13 protein-coding genes and 1 pseudogene are annotated in these 15,837 nt (G+C 71.0%); 3 read left to right on the top strand and 11 right to left on the bottom strand.

The genetic code is table 11. The annotated features are described in order from the left end of the window. Positions 1-6: 6 nt before the first annotated feature. Entirely contained in the window at positions 7-483 is a 477-nt protein-coding gene (locus tag G3I78_RS01940; RefSeq protein WP_164420947.1) for a roadblock/LC7 domain-containing protein, read from the bottom strand. Then, positions 480-3,065 (bottom strand): ATP-binding protein, encoded by a 2,586-nt coding sequence (locus tag G3I78_RS01945; protein ID WP_164420948.1) that lies wholly within the window; start codon positions 3,063-3,065, stop codon positions 480-482. The genes G3I78_RS01940 and G3I78_RS01945 overlap by 4 nt, the downstream gene beginning before the upstream one ends. Before the next feature lie 356 nt (positions 3,066-3,421). Here G3I78_RS01945 and G3I78_RS01950 point away from each other — a divergent pair, with 356 nt between their 5' ends. Both G3I78_RS01950 and G3I78_RS01955 read left to right on the top strand, forming a co-directional pair. After that, entirely contained in the window at positions 3,422-4,384 is a 963-nt protein-coding gene (locus G3I78_RS01950; RefSeq protein ID WP_164420949.1) for an ABC transporter substrate-binding protein, read from the top strand. Between the two features lie 245 nt (positions 4,385-4,629). Continuing rightward, positions 4,630-5,137 (top strand): annotated as a pseudogene (locus G3I78_RS01955) (MlrC C-terminal domain-containing protein); the annotation flags it as partial. Between the two features lie 11 nt (positions 5,138-5,148). Here G3I78_RS01955 and G3I78_RS01960 read toward each other — a convergent pair. From G3I78_RS01960 to G3I78_RS01995, 8 genes are all read right to left on the bottom strand, one after another. Continuing rightward, on the bottom strand, positions 5,149-5,745 hold the full coding sequence (locus tag G3I78_RS01960) for an ATP/GTP-binding protein (protein WP_164420950.1): 597 nt from the start codon (positions 5,743-5,745) through the stop codon (positions 5,149-5,151). Then, entirely contained in the window at positions 5,732-6,091 is a 360-nt protein-coding gene (locus G3I78_RS01965; RefSeq protein WP_164420951.1) for a DUF742 domain-containing protein, read from the bottom strand. Before G3I78_RS01965 ends, G3I78_RS01960 begins: the two co-directional genes overlap by 14 nt. A gap of 1 nt (position 6,092) precedes the next feature. Next, complete coding sequence (locus tag G3I78_RS01970; RefSeq protein ID WP_007385469.1) at positions 6,093-6,515, bottom strand: roadblock/LC7 domain-containing protein; 423 nt, start codon at positions 6,513-6,515, stop codon at positions 6,093-6,095. 11 nt (positions 6,516-6,526) lie between these two features. Beyond that, complete coding sequence (locus tag G3I78_RS01975; protein ID WP_164420952.1) at positions 6,527-9,286, bottom strand: nitrate- and nitrite sensing domain-containing protein; 2,760 nt, start codon at positions 9,284-9,286, stop codon at positions 6,527-6,529. A gap of 44 nt (positions 9,287-9,330) precedes the next feature. Beyond that, on the bottom strand, positions 9,331-10,347 hold the full coding sequence (locus tag G3I78_RS01980) for a substrate-binding domain-containing protein (RefSeq protein ID WP_164420953.1): 1,017 nt from the start codon (positions 10,345-10,347) through the stop codon (positions 9,331-9,333). Between the two features lie 242 nt (positions 10,348-10,589). Continuing rightward, the gene (locus G3I78_RS01985; protein ID WP_164420954.1) at positions 10,590-11,387 is read right to left on the bottom strand and encodes an SAM-dependent methyltransferase; all 798 of its coding nucleotides are present in this window, start codon (positions 11,385-11,387) and stop codon (positions 10,590-10,592) included. Positions 11,388-11,869: 482 nt separating this feature from the next. Beyond that, positions 11,870-12,397 (bottom strand): DUF6114 domain-containing protein, encoded by a 528-nt coding sequence (locus G3I78_RS01990; protein ID WP_164421342.1) that lies wholly within the window; start codon positions 12,395-12,397, stop codon positions 11,870-11,872. Positions 12,398-12,486: 89 nt separating this feature from the next. Then, positions 12,487-13,152, bottom strand: coding sequence for a DUF6230 family protein (locus tag G3I78_RS01995; protein WP_164420955.1), 666 nt, complete (start codon positions 13,150-13,152; stop codon positions 12,487-12,489). A gap of 661 nt (positions 13,153-13,813) precedes the next feature. On the opposite strand from G3I78_RS01995, the gene G3I78_RS02000 reads away from it, so the two are divergent. Continuing rightward, entirely contained in the window at positions 13,814-14,485 is a 672-nt protein-coding gene (locus G3I78_RS02000) for a Tat pathway signal sequence domain protein (protein WP_164420956.1), read from the top strand. 18 nt (positions 14,486-14,503) lie between these two features. On the opposite strand, the gene G3I78_RS02005 is transcribed toward G3I78_RS02000, so the two are convergent. Further along, positions 14,504-15,442, bottom strand: coding sequence for a lytic polysaccharide monooxygenase (locus G3I78_RS02005; protein WP_203614072.1), 939 nt, complete (start codon positions 15,440-15,442; stop codon positions 14,504-14,506). Positions 15,443-15,837 lie beyond the last annotated feature (395 nt).

Here is a 15,837-nt window from a genome sequence, read left to right on the forward strand (position 1 = left end):
CCTCGGTCAGCGCTTCGACGTGGCGCCGACGCTGTTCTTCAGTTCGAGCACGAGCTGCGGGCTGAGCGCGGTCCCTGCCCGGTTCGCGAACAGCGTCATCTCGTAGGCGATGTTGCCCAGCTTGGCCTCCTTGTCGGTGACGACACCGAGGACGGCGCCGCTGCCGATCGCGGAGACCAGCACATGGCCGCCCTCCAGGTCGATGATGACCTTGTTGAGGCCGCCCAGGCCGTAGTTGCCGGAGGCGCCGGCGGCCAGGCTGGTGATGCCGGAGACGATCGCGGCGAGGCGTTCGGAGTCCGCGTGCTCGCGCAGCTCCGACACCGCGATGAGCAGTCCGTCGGAGGACACCGCGATGGCGTCGACGACGCCCGCGGTCTCCGTCGCGAAACGGTTCAGCAGCCATGTGAAGTCGGCTGCGGCGGCCTGGAGATCGGCCGGCGTGGCGCCTCCCGCCGGAGTGTCACCTGTGGACGTGCTCACTGCTCCGCTCCTTCCGGGGAGTGGTTCTGGTCGTGCGGGGGGTTGGATGCGGTCTGGTGGGTTTCCACGGCGTCCCTGAGGGCCGGTCGGGTGTGGCTGCCGGTGTCGCTGTCCCGGTGGGCGCGCTCCACGGCCGCCTCGAACTCGTCGAGGGCGTCCCGCACGGCCTCCGCGTCCGCGGGGCGCGACGGGGCCGCCTTCTGCACGGCGTCGGGGCCGAGGGTGGTGCGCAGCGTGGCACCCCGGACGCGGCGCCGCAGCGGACGGGGGCCGTCGCCGTCGTCCCCGGCGCCGGAGGCCTCACCGGCGCGGGCCTTCGGGATGAACGGCGTGGTGGCGGACGGGACTTCGGGCTCCGGGGCGTCCGCGTCGCGCTGCGGGACCCGGCGCGGGAGCGGGGCGGGATCGGCGCCCGCGGTCCCCGGGACGCCGGGCTCGGCGGCGTCGGTGTGCCGGGCCGGTTCGTCTACGGCTGCCTCCTGGCCGGACTCGGGCTGTACGGCCGTAACCCTCGGGGTGGGGGCCGGAGCCGGGGTGCGGGGTGTCTCCGGGGCCGCGAGGGTACGGGGCTGGGCGGCCGCGACCGTCACCGGGCTCATCGTCAGGAGCAGGGAGGTGGGGATGGTGACCTCGGCCGTCACGCCGCCGCCGGGGGTGCGGGAGAGGACCACGGCCACGTCCCAGCGGCGGGCCAGGGTGCCGACCACGAACAGGCCGAGGACCTTGGTCGGTACGACGTCGAGGCGCTCGCGGCGGATGAGGCGGGCGTTCTCCTCCTCCAGGCGCTCCGGGCTCATGCCGAGGCCGTGGTCGGAGATGACCACCAGGGCGCCCTCGTGGCTGTCCTTGACCGTGACCTCGACGGGGCTGCCGGCGGGCGAGAACGACACGGCGTTCTCGACGAGTTCGGCCACCATCAGCGTGAGGTCGCCGATGATGTCGGGCTCGACCATGACCTCGGTGCCGGCGTGCAGCGCGACCCGCTGGAAGCCCTCGATCTGGCCGAGCGCGGCCCGCACGACGTTGGTGAGGGCCAGCGGACCGGAGTCGAGGACGGTCTCGCGGATGCCGGCGAGCAGCATCAGGCTGTCGGCGTTGCGGCGCAGGCGGACCGCGATGTGGTCGATGGAGTAGAGGCGTTCGAGGAGCGCCGGGTCGGTCTCGCCGCGCTCCACCGCGTCGATGAGCGCGAGCTGGCGGGTGGTGAGGTTGCTGACCCGGCGGCCGACGTTGCCGAACATCTCGGCGACGTTGCGGCGGCTGAGCACCTGGCGTTCGAGGAGCGCGACCGCGGTGGTCTGCACCTGGTTGAACACGTCGGCCAGGTCGCCGATCTCGTCCTTCGCGGTGACCGGCATCGCCTGAAGTCGCGGCGGACCGGCGTCCTCGGTGTCGTCGTCGGCCACCCGGGCGAGCTCACGGCCCGCCACCTCGGCGACCTCCCGGGCGGCACCGGTCAGGGCCTGCACCGGGCGCACCACCGAGCGTCGTACGGCGACCGAGAAGGCGAGCCAGAGCAGGAAGCCGAGGGCGGCGCCGTTGAGCAGCCAGACGGCGTTCCACTTGGCGTCCTCGGAGGCGGTGTCGGCCCGGTCGGCGATCTGGTCGATGAGCGAGGTGGTGGTCTTCAGCCGGGTCTGCGCCTGGGTGCGGTAGTCCGGGTAGGAGTTGAGCGCCGCCTCGAACGCCGTCTTGATCTCGGCGTTCGTGTCCGCCTGGAGCGAGCTGGGGTCGATCTGGAGCTCGGCGTACTGCCGGGCGATCGTCGCCTGAGCGCTGTTGTGCTCGATGTCGCCGAGCTCCTCGGCCTGCGCCGGGGTGGCGAACCGGCCGAAGCGCTCGACCTGGTGGGTGTACTCGTCGTAGGAGCCGATCGCGCCGATCAGCTCGATGAGCGCGTTCGAGTCGCCGGTCGTCGCGGAGAACACACCGGTCTCGAAGGAGCCGTGCGCGGCGTCGGCGCGCAGCAGCGAGTCGAGGAGGTTGCCGGTGAAGGTGGCGGCGAGGGCCGGGTTGCGGTCCAGGCCGAGGCCGTCGATCAGGCCCTTGGCGGCGTCGCCGTAGGCCGGGTCGATGTTGTCGGCCGGCAGATAGGCCTTCTCGATGGTGTTGCGCAGGTCCTCCAGGCCGTTGACCTCGCGGAGGGCCTGGGCCTCCTCGGCCGGCAGCCGGCCGCCGAAGGTCGCGCGCACCTTCTCGACCTGGTCGTCGACGGCGAGCTGGGCCTCGCGGTAGGCGGTCTGCGAGGGGGTGCCGCCGTCCCAGCTGGACTGGTGGCGCACCGAGAGCAGCACGGCCTGCTGGTGCTCGGCCTCCAACTGCCCCACGAGCCGGGCGACCTGGGCGCTGTCCCGCACCAGCTGGGCGGCCTGCGAGGCGTCCCGGGACTGGCCGACCTGGTCGGCGAAGAGGTAGGCCAGCAGCACGGCGACCACCGCGAGCGGTACGCCCACCAGGATGTTGAGCTTGCGCCGGAAGGGCCAGCGCTCGGCGAAGTCCCGGATGCCCCGTATGCCGCGTTTGCTGCCCGCAGTCGGCGACGATGCCGACGGGGTGGACGCGCCCACCTCGTTCGTGGACACCAGCCCTCCTTCGTGGGTGTCTCGGCCGGCGCGCGAGGACGCGCATGACCGATTCTGATCGCTACGGGACGGTGCATTGGACACCTGAGTGGCTCCTGCACGCCTGTGTGACCGGCGCCAACTTCGGCGAGACTACAGCCTCTTCGGACAGCGCTTCCCGCCGCCCTCAGTCAAGAATCCGTTACAACCTGTCGGCGCCCGGCGCGCCGGTTTCGCGCTTCCTTCACAACAGACCACGGATTGAAGCCAATTGTGACCAGGCCGGTCTTGACTGCGCCAGAACAGGCTGGATTGGATCAGTGCAAGGGCTTCCCCCCTTGAACACCTCTGAATCCCCTGAGTCCGGAACGGGAATCGTGACTTCTACCGCCGCACACCGCAGGTCCATCAGGAACAACCCCGGCGTGGCCGCCGTCGCGCTCGCCGCCGCCACGGTCCTGCTTGCGGGATGCGGGTCCTCCGACGACACCTCCGACCCGCTGTCCGAGGACACGGCGGCCGCGAGCGGCGACACCGTCGTCGTCGGCTCCAACAACTTCGCCGAGAGCACCCTGATCGCCGACATCTACGGCGAGGCGCTGAAGGCCAAGGGCATCAAGGTCACCTACAAGCCCAACATAGGCAGCCGCGAGACCACCTACGGTCTGCTGAAGAACGGCTCCATCACGGTGCTGCCCGAGTACAACGGCTCGCTGCTGGCCTACCTCGACAAGGACGCGCCGCAGGAGTCGACCGAGGCGGTGAACACCGCGGTCAAGACCAAGCTCGACGCCAAGCTCACGCTCCTCGACTCGGCGCCCGCGGAGGACAAGGACTCGGTCACGATCAACGCGGACACCGCGAAGAAGTACAGCCTGACCGCCGAGTCCACCCTCGCGGACCTCAAGGACATCGCGCCCGAGATGGTCATCGGCGGCTCGCCCGAGTTCCAGACCCGGCAGCAGGGTCTGCTCGGCCTGGAGTCGGAGTACGGCCTGAAGTTCAAGTCCTTCAAGGCGCTCGACGCGGGCGGCGCGCTGACGCAGGCGGCGCTCACGAAGAACACCGTGCAGGCCGCGGACATCTTCACGACCGACCCCACCATCACCAAGGAGAAGTTCGTCGTCCTCAAGGACCCGAAGAACCTCTTCGGCTTCGCCAATGTGACCCCGCTGGTCTACAAGTCGGGCCTCTCCTCGGAGGGCGTCGCCGCCCTCAACGCGGTCTCCGCCAAGCTCGACACGGCGGCCCTCCTCGACATGGACTCCAAGGTCCAGCTGGAGAACAAGGACCCGCTGGACGTGGCGAAGGCCTGGCTGAAGGCGAACGGGCTCGGCTGAACCTGACCGACGACCGGCGCGGGTGCGTCCGCGCCGGTCATCCGGTCGGTCACCGCGGGGCCGTCCTCAGTTCCCGGGTCACGGCGGTCTCGTAGACCGTGCGGGCGGGTGGGCCGGCTGTTGCGGCGATCTCCCGGGCTGTGGCCGTGCGGCCGGTCGGTTCGGCGTACCGGCCCGGTCGATGTGGCCATGGGCCTGGTGACGCTGCCCGCGCGGATGCCGGGCTGGAACCGTCTCCCAGTACGGCACCGGATGTCATGCGGGGGCTCCAACAGGTGCTGGCCCGAACGGAGTTCAAGGGCCTGGGCGGTCCCGTGGTCGTCCTACGCCTCACTGCCGGGCCCGGCCGCCGTGGACACGGCCGTGCGGGCCGGTGCGGACGCCGTGGTCGACGACCGGCACGCCGGGACCGAGGTGGTGCTGCGGGTCGGGACCGTGCACGTGATCCTGACGCGGCCGAGGAAGCCGTATCACTGTGAACACGACGTCACCGACCTGGAGTTGGAGCCGCGCGCGGCGGACGTCGTGATCGTGAGGACCGGTTGTCTGGAGCCCGGGCTGTTCGCGATGGCCGCCGACTGGAAGACGGCGCTCACCCCGGGCGGCGTCGACCAGGACCTGCCACGGCTCGGTCATCACCGTATCCGCAGGCCGATGTTCCCCTTCGACGACGCTTCCGGCGGGGAGACACCGGACCTCAGGGCCCGGCTGATCCCTTCCTCGGACAGGGAGTTGACCGGACCCGACGAGTGAGCACCGGCGTCCTAGTCCTCGACCGCCGCGGCGATCAGCAGGTCCAGGAGGGCGATCAGCACGTCCCGGGACGACTCGCGCCTGCGGGCGTCGCACAGGACCACCGGCACGCCCTCAGGGAGGGCCAGGGACTCCCTGATCTCCTCGGGCGGGTAGGGGTGTTGGCCGTCGAAGCCGTTCACCGCGACCACGAAGGGGATGCGCCGGCGTTCGAAGAAGTCCACGGCGGCGAAGCTGGCCTCCGGGCGGCGGACGTCGATGAGGACGGCGGTGCCGAGGGCGCCGACGGCGAGGTCGTTCCACATGAACCAGAAACGCTGCTGGCCCGGGGTGCCGAACAGATAGAGCACCAGCTCGTCGCTGATCGTGATCCGGCCGAAGTCCATGGCCACCGTGGTGGCGCGCTTCTGCTCGATCCCCGCGAGGTCGTCGATGCCCAGGCCCGCCATCGAGAGCGGTTCCTCGGTGCGCAGCGGGGCGATCTCGCTGACCGATCCGACCATGGTGGTCTTGCCGACGCCGAAGCCCCCGGCGATCAGGATCTTCACGGTGTCGGGCGGGGCGGGAGTCTCAGCAGTCTCGGTGACGAGCGTTTCAGAGCCGGCCAAGGCCTTCCCTCACTTTCTGCAACAGGTCCAGGTCCGGGGAGCGGGGCGAGACGGGGCGCGGGGGATGCGCGGTGATCAGCCCGGCCTCCAGGAGGTCGCACAGCATGATCACGACCACGCTGACCGGCAGGTCGAGCAGGGCGGCCAGCTCCGCCACGGCGACCGGGCGGGCGCACCGGCGCAGGATGCGGGTCTGTTCGGGCTGTGGCCTCGGGGCCCGGTCCGGGGGCGGGTCCACCGCGGTCACCGTGGTGATGAGGGTGAAGTCGGCACGGCTGGGCCGGGTCCGTCCGCCGGTCAGGGCGAACGGTCGTACCAGGCGGCCCGCCGCGTCGCTGTCGGTCACCTCATCCGCCGGTGGGGCCGATGCCGGCCCGTGGCGCCGCGCTGAGGTGCTCGCCGATCTTCTTCACCAGCATGTTCATCTGGTACGCCACCACGCCGACGTCGGCGTTCGGTCCCGTGAGGACGACGAGGTGGGCGCCGGGTCCGGCCGAGGTGAGGACCAGGAAGCTGTTGGCCATCTCGATGAGCGCCTGGCGCACCGGGCCGCCGCGGAAGTCCATGCTGACGCCCTTGCTCAGGCTCATCAGCCCGGACGCGGTCGCCGCCAGCCGCTCGGCGTCGTCGCGCAGGAACCCGGTGGACTTGCTGACGACCAGCCCGTCCTCGGAGAGCACGACAGCCTGCGTCACGTCGGCGACCCGCTCCACGAGTCCGGTGAGCAGCTGGTCCAGCTGGGTGTGCGTGGCGGGGGTGGGGCGTGTCATGGCGGTGTCCTTCATGAGCGGTCGGGGTGGGGAGTCCGGGCGGCGACAGCGCGGGACCGGGGGGTTCCGGGGGTCCCGTCGGTGCCGGGGGAGGCGGTGCCGGCGGCGTCCGGGTCGGGCCGGCCGTCCTCGTCGGCGGGTGCCGTTCCTCCTGGGGGGCTGAGGGGGTTCTCCGGCGCTTGGGGCAGACCGTCCTTGTCGGTGAGGGGCGCTGCCGCGGTGCTCTTCGGTTCTTCGAGCCCGTCGGACTCCTCGCCCGGGCACTCCCGTACGTCGACGAGGTCCTCCTCGTCCCGGGCCCGGAGGGTGCCGCGCTGGAAGCCGGCCAGCGAGGAGGCCGCGTGGTCCGCCGTGAACTCGTCGACGTCCTCCGCCTCACCGACCGCCGAAGCCTCCTCACGCAGCTCCACGGCCAGACTGGTCTGCGGCACGCGCCGGGGGAGGGGGGTGAGTCCGCCGGGGCGGGGGGTGGTGGTGCTTTGGCGTTGTGGGAGGGGGCGAGGGCGGGGGGTGGCGGGTGTGGTCGGTGGGGAGGCCTGATCTGCGGGATCTGCGGGATCTGCGGGATCTGCGGGATCTGCGGGATCTGCGGGATCTGCGGGATCTGCGGGATCTGCCGGGTCTGGCGTGCTGGGCGCGTCGGCTGCGGAGGCGTCGGCCGCTGCCGGGTCGCCCTTCGCCACGGGCTCCGCCGGGCCCGTCGTACCTGTCGATCCGCGTGCTCCGGCTCTGAGTCCCGTGCCTGCCGGAACGCGTGCGCCGTCCTTGCGTGATTCTGGGGCCGAGGGAGCCTCACCCCCGTCCGCACCCGCCGCCGTGTCCTCCGGCGTCTCCTCCGGCCCGTCCTCCTCCCGTACGACGACCTCGTGCGGTATCAGCACGATCGCCGTGGTCCCCCCGAACGGCGAGGACCGCAGCGTCACCTGGATGCCGTGGCGGTTGGCGAGGCGGGCGATGACGAACATGCCGAGGCGGAGGTCGTCGGCGAGGGCGACCACGTCGAACTTCGGCGCCTGTGCCAAGTGGGCGTTGAAGGAGGCGTACTCGTCCTCCGACATGCCGAGGCCCCGGTCCTCGACCTCGACGGCGAGCCCCTTGGCGACCAGCGCGGCCCGCACGCCGACGGGGCTCGGCGCGGGCGAGTACAGCGTGGCGTTCTCGATCAGCTCGGCCAGGAGGTGGATCACGTCCGCGACCGCGGGCGGGGCCAGGCAGACCTCCTCCTCGGTGTGCACCTCGACCCGCTGGTACTCGGCGACCTCGCCCACCGCGCTGCGCAGGATGTCGGCCAGCGCCACCGGCTCGGTCCAGCTGCGCCGCGGCTGCCCGCCGCTGATGATGACCAGGTTCTCCTCGTACCGCCGCAACTGGCTCGCCGTGGAGTCGAGTTCGTAGAGCCCGGCGAGGACGTCCGGGTCCTGGTGCTCGCGCTCCAGGGTGTCGAGACGGCTCAGCTGGAGGTTCACCAGGTTCTGGCTCTGGCGCGCGATCCCGAGGATCACCTTCTCGAAGCCCCGCCGGGTGTCGGCGAGTTCGACGGCGGTCACCACAGCGGTGCGCTGTGCCGTGTTGAACGCCTTGGCCACCTGGCCGAGTTCGTCCGAGCCGTAGTCCAACTCCGGTGCGGCCCGGTCCACATCGACCTTCTCGCCCCGCTCAAGGCGGTCCACCACATCGGGCAGCCGCTCCTGCGCGAGGCTCAGCGTGGCCTCCCGCAGACCGCGCAGCCGCCGGGACAGCGAGCGGGTGATCCGCCAGGACATGACCAGGCACAGCAGCAGCGCGATCAGCCCGCCGGCGCTGAGGGACGCGGCCGTCACCAGCTGCTCGTGCGCCTTGTCCGCGCTGCGGGTCAGCAGGGCCGCGGTCTGCTGCCGGATGAGGGCGCTGTAGCGCACGGACACCTTGTCCATGGCCGCCGCCCACTGCTTGCGCAGGTCCGGCAGCGCGGCCTGCCCGGTGCCGGCGGCGGGCTGCGCGGCGAGCACCTGGTCCTCGACGGACAGCAGGGTCTGCCAGTCCCGGCTCGCCAGGATGCTCTCGGTCTCGGCCTTCGCGGTGCCGCTGAGCGCGGGCACGATCTGGTCCTCGACGAGCCAGCGCCGGGTGTTCACCAGCTGCACGAACTCGGTCCAGGCCTTCTCGTCGAGATGACCGGACGGCCAGGCCAGGGTGAGCCGTACGTCCTCCTGGGACGTCAGCTCCGCCGCGTGCTCCAGGGCGACCAGCGGCCCGGCCTGCGAGGTGAGGTCGCCGTCGTCGACCTGGGAGAGCTGCTGGAAGGCATGGATCTGGTCGTCGATGACCGCCGTGTACTGGTCCAGCGCCTGCTCGGCGGTGATGTCGGTGGGGTTGTCCACCTGGTCGCGGTAGTACTCCAGGCTGCCCACCGAACCGAGCACCGAGTACAGCTGGTCGGCGATGCGCGAGGGCGCCCGCTGGATCTCGTCGGAGCGGCCGACGAGCTTGGCGACCGCCTTGTCCGTCGCCGCGCGCTTCTCGTCCAGCGCGGCCCGGGAGCCGGGCACCTTGGCCAACCAGGCCGCGGACACGGCGCGTTCGCCCTGGAGCGCGAGCGTGGCCTCGGTGCCCATCGCACCGGTGGACCTGCTCAGCTCGGTCTGCGAGCGCAGCCTGAGCCCCTCCGAGAACATCTGCGTGGTCGTCACGCCCCACATCGCGGCGAGGGTGACACTGGGCACCAGCGCCAGCAGGATGAGGGAGAGACGTATGGAGCCGAGGCGGCGCCGGGCACCTTTCCGGTCGGGCATGGTCGTCCTTGGGCGGTCAGGGGGAGTGGTTCTCCTGGGAAGGGTCAACGGGTCCCGGCTGCGGCGAACTTCGCGACCGTCGCGACGTTCGTCCGGGTGACGAACGCGGGCCCGGTCAGCACCGGGGCCACACCGCCCCCGCTGATGTTGCCGTTGGTCCGGTACAGCCACAGCGCGTCCACCGCGAGGTAGCCCTGGAGGTACGGCTGCTGGTCCACCGCGAACTGTACGTCGCCGTCGCGGATCGCCTTGACCAGGTCGTTGCTGAGATCGAACGTGGCGACCTGGGCCTTGCTGCCGGACGCTCGCACCGACTCGACGGCGTCCAGCGCGAACTGCGCGCCGTTGGTGACGACTTCGTCGATGCTCGGGTTCTGGCGCAGCTGGGCCGTGAGCGCGGTGTCCACGGCCTCGGGATCGGTGCCCTCCACGTAGAGGTTCTCGGTCCTGCCGCCGAACGTCTTCTTCACGCCGGCACAGCGTGCCTCCAGGGCGACGTTGCCCCGCTCGTGGATGACGCACAGCGCGTGCTTGGCCTTGAGTTCGTTCAGCTTGTTCCCGACGGCCGTGCCGGCGACGCTCTCGTCCTGGCCGAAGTACTCCAGGACGCCCTGCGACTTCCAGGCGTCGATACCGGAGTTGAGGCCCACGACGGGGATGCCCGCCGCGCGGGCCGCGGCCACCGGAGCCTTCATCGCGGCCGGCTTGGCCAGCGTGACCGCGATGCCGTCGACTCGGTCGCCGATGGCGTCCCGCACCAACTGGGCCTGCTTGGTGGGGTCCGGGTCGTTCGCGTACGTCAGCTCGACACCGTCCTTGGCGGCGGCGGCCTCGGCGCCCTTCTGCACGAGCTCCCAGAAGGCGTCGTCCTTGCCCGAGTGGGTGATCAGGGCGATCTTCAGCCGGGCGGCGCCCGCGCCCTTCGCCGCGCCCGTACCCGAGTCGAGACGGGAGTCGCCGCCGGAACCGGAGCAGCCGACGAGCAGCAGAAGGGGGACGGAGAGGAGGGCGGCCAAGCGCACGGATCTGGAGGAAGCCCGAGGTGGGGGAGGAGTGGTCATGGTGTGCGGCACCTCGCTGTGCGGCCGAGCAGGCGGATCGCGAAAGGGCGGCCGAGACACGGGAGCGCCGGCCGGTTGTACTTTCACTGGCCAGGAGCCAACCGCGTGTGACCGCCGGTAGTCAAGTGATCAGCCCCTTGTAGCGACTTCTCGGTTCCGCATCGTAATGATCTTCACGTCTGCGGGCACATCGAGGGGGCGGTAGCGGGGTTGCGCCGGCGACGGGTGCACCTCGGCTCCCGTCACGGCTTGCGTGCCACCACGCCGTACATCGCGACGTCCTCGTCCCGGACCACTTCCGTACCGGTGCCGTCCGGACGCCACTTGTGCACCTGGACGACGCCCGGCTCCACCAGCTCCAGGCCGGTGAAGAACTCCTCGGCCTCGGCGCGGGTCCGCAGCCGCATCGGCATCCCGCGCGCCGCGTACTCCCGGGCCACCCGGCCGACCTCGTCCGGGGCGAACTCGGCGGTGCCGATGGACATCGCGAGGTGGCTCCCGGACGGCAGCGGGTCGAGGAGCCGGCGCACGATGCCGACGGCGTCGTCCTCGTCCGTCATGAAGTGCACGATCGCGATCACCAGCAGCGCCACCGGCCGCGTCGGATCGAGCGTCGCGCGCAGCTCGGGCGCCTCCAGGATGGCCGCCGGCTCCCGCATGTCGGCCTCGACGTACGAAGTCCGGCCCTCGGGCGTGCTGTTGAGCAGCCCCCGGGACAGGCGCAGGACGAGCGGGTCGTTGTCGACGTACACCACCCGCGAGTCCGGGGACACCGACTGGGCGATCTCGTGGATGTTGGGGGAGGTCGGGATGCCGGAGCCGATGTCGAGGAACTGCCGTGTCCCCGCCTCCTCGGCGAGATGGCGTACGGCCCGGTTCATGAAGTCGCGGTTGGCCCGCATGTGCACCGGCAGCGCGGGCCACTCACGGACCATGGCGTCGCCCGCCTCGCGGTCCGCCGGGTAGTGGTCCGTCCCGCCGATGATGTAGTCGTAGATCCGCGCGGAGTGCGCGCTCCCGGTGTCGATGTCTCGCTCCATGCATCTCCCATCCCACCTTCAACTCCCGCCCAATCCAAGGTGGTTGGCGGATGTGTCCTGGATGTGCCCCGGCTCTCGGGGACGATGCCGAGCCCAACTTCAAGGACGTCGAGGGGGGCGTGGTGTGGGTGATGGGGGGCTCGCCTGGGAGTCCGGCGTGGTGCTCAGCGAGGTGAGCACGGGCTCGTACAGCCCCGAACTGCGCCCGCTCACCGACGCGTTGGGCCTCCTGTCGTACGGCAACGGGGTCCGCTACGACAGAGGCCCGGGCCGGTGTCCGACGGCAACCGCAGATGTGCGTGCCAGACCCCGCGACGCCGGACTGATCCGGACGACACCCCCTGGGCGCCCGGCAAGGGCGCCTGTGTCGTCACACGTGACGGCGACACCGCGGGCGGGGAACGCGTCGGACCGCGCAGGCTGCCCGGCGGGTGAGCCGGGGTCTGCGCGGTCCGGGGGCCGGGAGGCACATGCGGTCCGTGTTACTGAGCGGCCTGAGGCGTACCGGTGGCCATCCCGGCCTGTGCCGTACCGGCGTCGGAACCGGGCTGTCCCGGGTCGCCCGCCGGTCCGTCCTGTGCGGCCCGCTGTGCCGACCTGCGCCGGTCCCGGCGGCTGACCCGCGGGTCCTGGTCGGGCAGCCAGCCGAAGGTGAGGATGCTGCCGACGACGCCGAGCAGGAGGCCCACCATGAAGCCGCCCAGGTTCGAGGTGAGCCAGGTGCCCATCGAGCACAGGACGCCGACGATCGAGTAGAACAGGCGCTGCCCCGGGCTGAAGAGGATCAGCAGGCCCGCCAGGATCATCAGGGTCGGCAGGAGGTAGCCCGCCACGCCCTGCATCCCGACATGCATGACGACCTTCAGCGAGGCCTTCATGGTGACCAGGATCCACGCCCCGCCCAGGGTGAGCCACAGCCCGCCCCAGAAAGGCCGTTCGTACACCCAGCGGGTGAACCTGTCCTGGCTGAGCGGAGCCTGCTGGGCGTCCACCGGCTGCCCGGCACCCATCGGCTGCTGTCCGCCCACCGCCTGCTGTCCGCCGGCCGGCTCCTGTCCGCCCGTCGGCTCCTGTCCCGCCACGGGCTCCTGGCTCTCCATCAGCAACCCGTGCTGCTGAAGCTGAGCTTGAGGCCGGGAAGCTTGAACACGCCTGCCGTGGTGGCGTAGTTCGTCTGCCGCAGGTTGGCGATGTACACCGTGTCGGCCTGCTGGCTGAAGACGCCGAGAGGGCCCTTCACACCCGCCTTGGTGAGGGTGCTGGCGTCGTTGCCGATCTCGATGTTGTCGAAGGAGGCGTCACCGGACAGCTCGGTCGAGTCGGTGGTCAGGTCGGTCGCCTCGACCTTCTTGTCGCCCTGGCCCGCCTTGATGAGCAGGTTGGTGCCGCCCAGGTCGACGCTCTGGCACAGCTTGGTGAGGGTCGCGCTCTTGATGGCGGAGGTCACGACCAGCACCTGGCCGCCGGTGTCACCGGCGTTCGGGCTGTTGTCCGCCATGTTGTCGAGGCCGCCGAACTGCTCGAACCCGGTGCCCTTGAGCTCCGTCGCGGTGACGGTGAAGGGCATGCCGGAGATGGCGAACTGCACCCCCAGCGCACCCTCGGCGGTGAGGATCGCGAGACCCGCGGTGATCGCCACGGCCGGAACGGCCATGATCGCGGCCCGGCGGCCCCGGACCCGTCCGCGTCTCGCGGAGCCGTCTGGGGCTTGTGGGTTGGAACCGCTTTCGGGGGTCTCAGAGGTGGTGCCGGCGGACGAGGCCATGTGCTGCTCCCATAGGCATAGTCAACGCAAGTGGGGCTCACGTGCGGTTGTGCGGCTAGATGACATGGTGTCCTGGCGCGGACAGCGGCTGCGGCGCACGTCTCCTCACAACTCCCGGCGTCTGCAAGGGCTTACCCGTACTCCGCAGTAACGCAACGGAAGTTACCGGCGGTTACGACCATGGGTCAAGCAAGTTGTGAGTAAAGGGTGTCGATTATGCGCTACCTGTGATCAACAACGTCCCTCACTCGGGGAAATTCCCTGTTTCCTAGATCAACTCCCTTGTGATGTCTTGACGTTGACGGATGATCAGGTCTACAACTCTCCCTGGCTTCCCCCGGATCCGTGGCGCCGGATCTAAGCCGAGGGGCGGCGCTGCCCGAGTTCCCGGACCATCTGTCCATCACGGGCTCTTCACCGCCCGCATCACCACCCTCCACGGCACCCGTGCGGCCGCTTCCCCCCTGGGCCGCAGCGGGCTCGCCACCTCCCGCCCGGCCCGGCCGGAGCCCTCCCCCCATTGGGTCTCCGGCCGGTCACCGGCCGGCTGCCGTTGCCGGTCCGTCACGTACGGAGAAGGCGTGACGGACCGGTGGCGGCGGACGCCGACGTGCGTCCTCCGCACCCTCACACCCTCACCTCACGAAAGAGGCAACCCCGCATGCGTATGCGCTCTCTGCTCTCCCTCACCGCCGCTGCCGCCGCCTTCGCGCTGCCCGTGGCCGTGGCCGCGTCGGCCCCCGCCGCGGCGGCCGACGTCGCGGTCCTCACCACCGGTGGTCTCGGCGGCACCGCCGTCGCCGACGGCGCGACCATCACCGCGCCCCTGGCCAGCGGCACCACCGCGACCCTCTACTCCAGCGCGACCGGCACCACCGGCATCACCTGTGCCACCTCGCAGTTCACCGCCACGGTCGGCACCGGCGGCAACCCGACCGCCCCCGGCACGGCCACCGAGACGCTCACCGGTCACACCTTCAGCGACTGCACCTCGAACAACATCGGTGTGCTCGGCGTCACCAGCGTCACGGTCAACAACCTGTCGTACACCACCACCGTGGCGTCCGACGGCACCGTCGCCGTGACCCCGGGAAGCGCCGGCGCCATCCAGACCACCGTCGTGCTGCGCACCCTGCTGGGCAGCGTCACCTGCGTCTACCAGGCCACGGCCGGCAATCTCAGCGGCACCGCCTCCAACACCGACAACAGCATCGCCTTCACCAACCAGCAGTTCACCCGGACCTCCGGCTCCTCGCTCTGCCCGAGCAGCGGCTTCTGGACCGCCAAGTACGGCCAGGTGACCACCGGCGGCGAAGCCGTCTACGTCAACTGATCGTCGTAGCGCGGTAGTTCAGCGTCGGCGCAGACGAAGCGCCAGGGCGGCGCCCCCGGTGAGCAACAGCACCGCGGCGGCGCCGCCCGCAAGCATGGGCGCGGACGGGCCGGAGCCGGCATCGGAGTCGGCGGCCACCGGCGTGGAGTCCGGGGCCACACCGCCCGCCGAACGCGCCACCGAAGGAGTCGGCGTGGGAGTCGCGGCCGGAGCGGACGGCGCCGGACTCTTCGCGGGCTCCTTCTCCGCCGTGTTCTCCGCCGCCTTCGACGGGGTCGGCGAGGCGGCCGTACCCGCCCCGGTCCCGCCCTTCCCGGCCGCCGCCGGGAACACCACGTCCGAGCACGAGTAGTACGTGTCCGCCGTGCTGCTGTTCTGCCAGATCGTGTACAGCACCTGCCGTCCCGTACGGTCCTTCGGCAGCGTCAACCTGATCCGGTACGCACCGTCCGTCAGCGCCGGGTCCTTCACCTCCGCGAACGGCCGCTCCGGCAGGTCGGACCACTTCAGCGGCTTCGACGGGTCGTAGCCCGGCTCGGTGAGGTACATCCGGAACGTGCCGGTGTGCGGGATCGTCGAGACGTACTTCATGGTCAGCGTCGCACCGGGGTTCAGTCGGGTGGCCGGCCAGTCCGTGCGGGCCAGGTCCAGGCCCCGGTAGGCGGGCAGTCCGCCGCTGCACAGCTTCCCGTCGGGGATCGTCTGCCGGTCCCGGCCGTTCACGTTGGCGACCCGGAGGTTGTCCCAGGCCGTGAAGGGCGAGCCGTTCGCCGCGACGGCCGCCCGGCACGCGGTCGTGCTCGACGAGCCGCCGTCGGGGGAGCAGGCGTAGACCCGGCTGACCGGATCTGTCGGAGCCCCGTGGGCCTCGGCGGGCGTCGCCGCGAACACGGTCAGCAGCAACGGCGTCGCGACGGCGACCGTGGCACTCGTACGGCGGGCGGTTGTCCTGGGCATCCGGACCATCCGGAACGCCTCCTCGGGCGACGCGGGAAAGACGGGCTTCCGTGCAGTACGGGACAGGGGGCCCGGGCGTTCACCGGAACACCGGACCGTTCGCCCTCGCGCAGGGGGACCGTTCGCCCTCGCGCAGACGGACCGTTCGCCTTCGCGCAGACGCGGGCAAAGCGGCTATCCCCGGTCAACCGGCCATCACCGAGGGTGGGTTTCCGGCCTGGTCAAGGGTTTCCCCTGTATCCGCATGACCTTCTCTTTGCCTATCGTTCGACCACAGCTGACCCACAGGCCACCCCGAACGGGTCACGCACGCACCCCACGTCTGTCCGGCCGGCCGCCGCGCTCCTGGCTTCACCCCCCGCCGCTTCATCGACGAAGCGATTCGACCGCCGCTC

This window comes from Streptomyces sp. SID13726 (assembly GCF_010548375.1).
In the GTDB taxonomy this organism is placed as follows: domain Bacteria; phylum Actinomycetota; class Actinomycetes; order Streptomycetales; family Streptomycetaceae; genus Streptomyces.

What these genes read in the sequence shown, in the direction of transcription:
- G3I78_RS02000 (WP_164420956.1), top strand. Translation starts at nt 13,814, where the DNA reads ATGCGTATGCGCTCTCTGCTCTCCCTCACCGCCGCTGCCGCCGCCTTC.
- G3I78_RS01985 (WP_164420954.1), bottom strand. Translation starts at nt 11,387, where the DNA reads ATGGAGCGAGACATCGACACCGGGAGCGCGCACTCCGCGCGGATCTAC.
- G3I78_RS02005 (WP_203614072.1), bottom strand. Translation starts at nt 15,442, where the DNA reads ATGCCCAGGACAACCGCCCGCCGTACGAGTGCCACGGTCGCCGTCGCG.
- G3I78_RS01975 (WP_164420952.1), bottom strand. Translation starts at nt 9,286, where the DNA reads ATGCCCGACCGGAAAGGTGCCCGGCGCCGCCTCGGCTCCATACGTCTC.
- G3I78_RS01970 (WP_007385469.1), bottom strand. Translation starts at nt 6,515, where the DNA reads ATGACACGCCCCACCCCCGCCACGCACACCCAGCTGGACCAGCTGCTC.
- G3I78_RS01995 (WP_164420955.1), bottom strand. Translation starts at nt 13,152, where the DNA reads ATGGCCTCGTCCGCCGGCACCACCTCTGAGACCCCCGAAAGCGGTTCC.
- G3I78_RS01980 (WP_164420953.1), bottom strand. Translation starts at nt 10,347, where the DNA reads ATGACCACTCCTCCCCCACCTCGGGCTTCCTCCAGATCCGTGCGCTTG.
- G3I78_RS01990 (WP_164421342.1), bottom strand. Translation starts at nt 12,397, where the DNA reads ATGGGTGCCGGGCAGCCGGTGGACGCCCAGCAGGCTCCGCTCAGCCAG.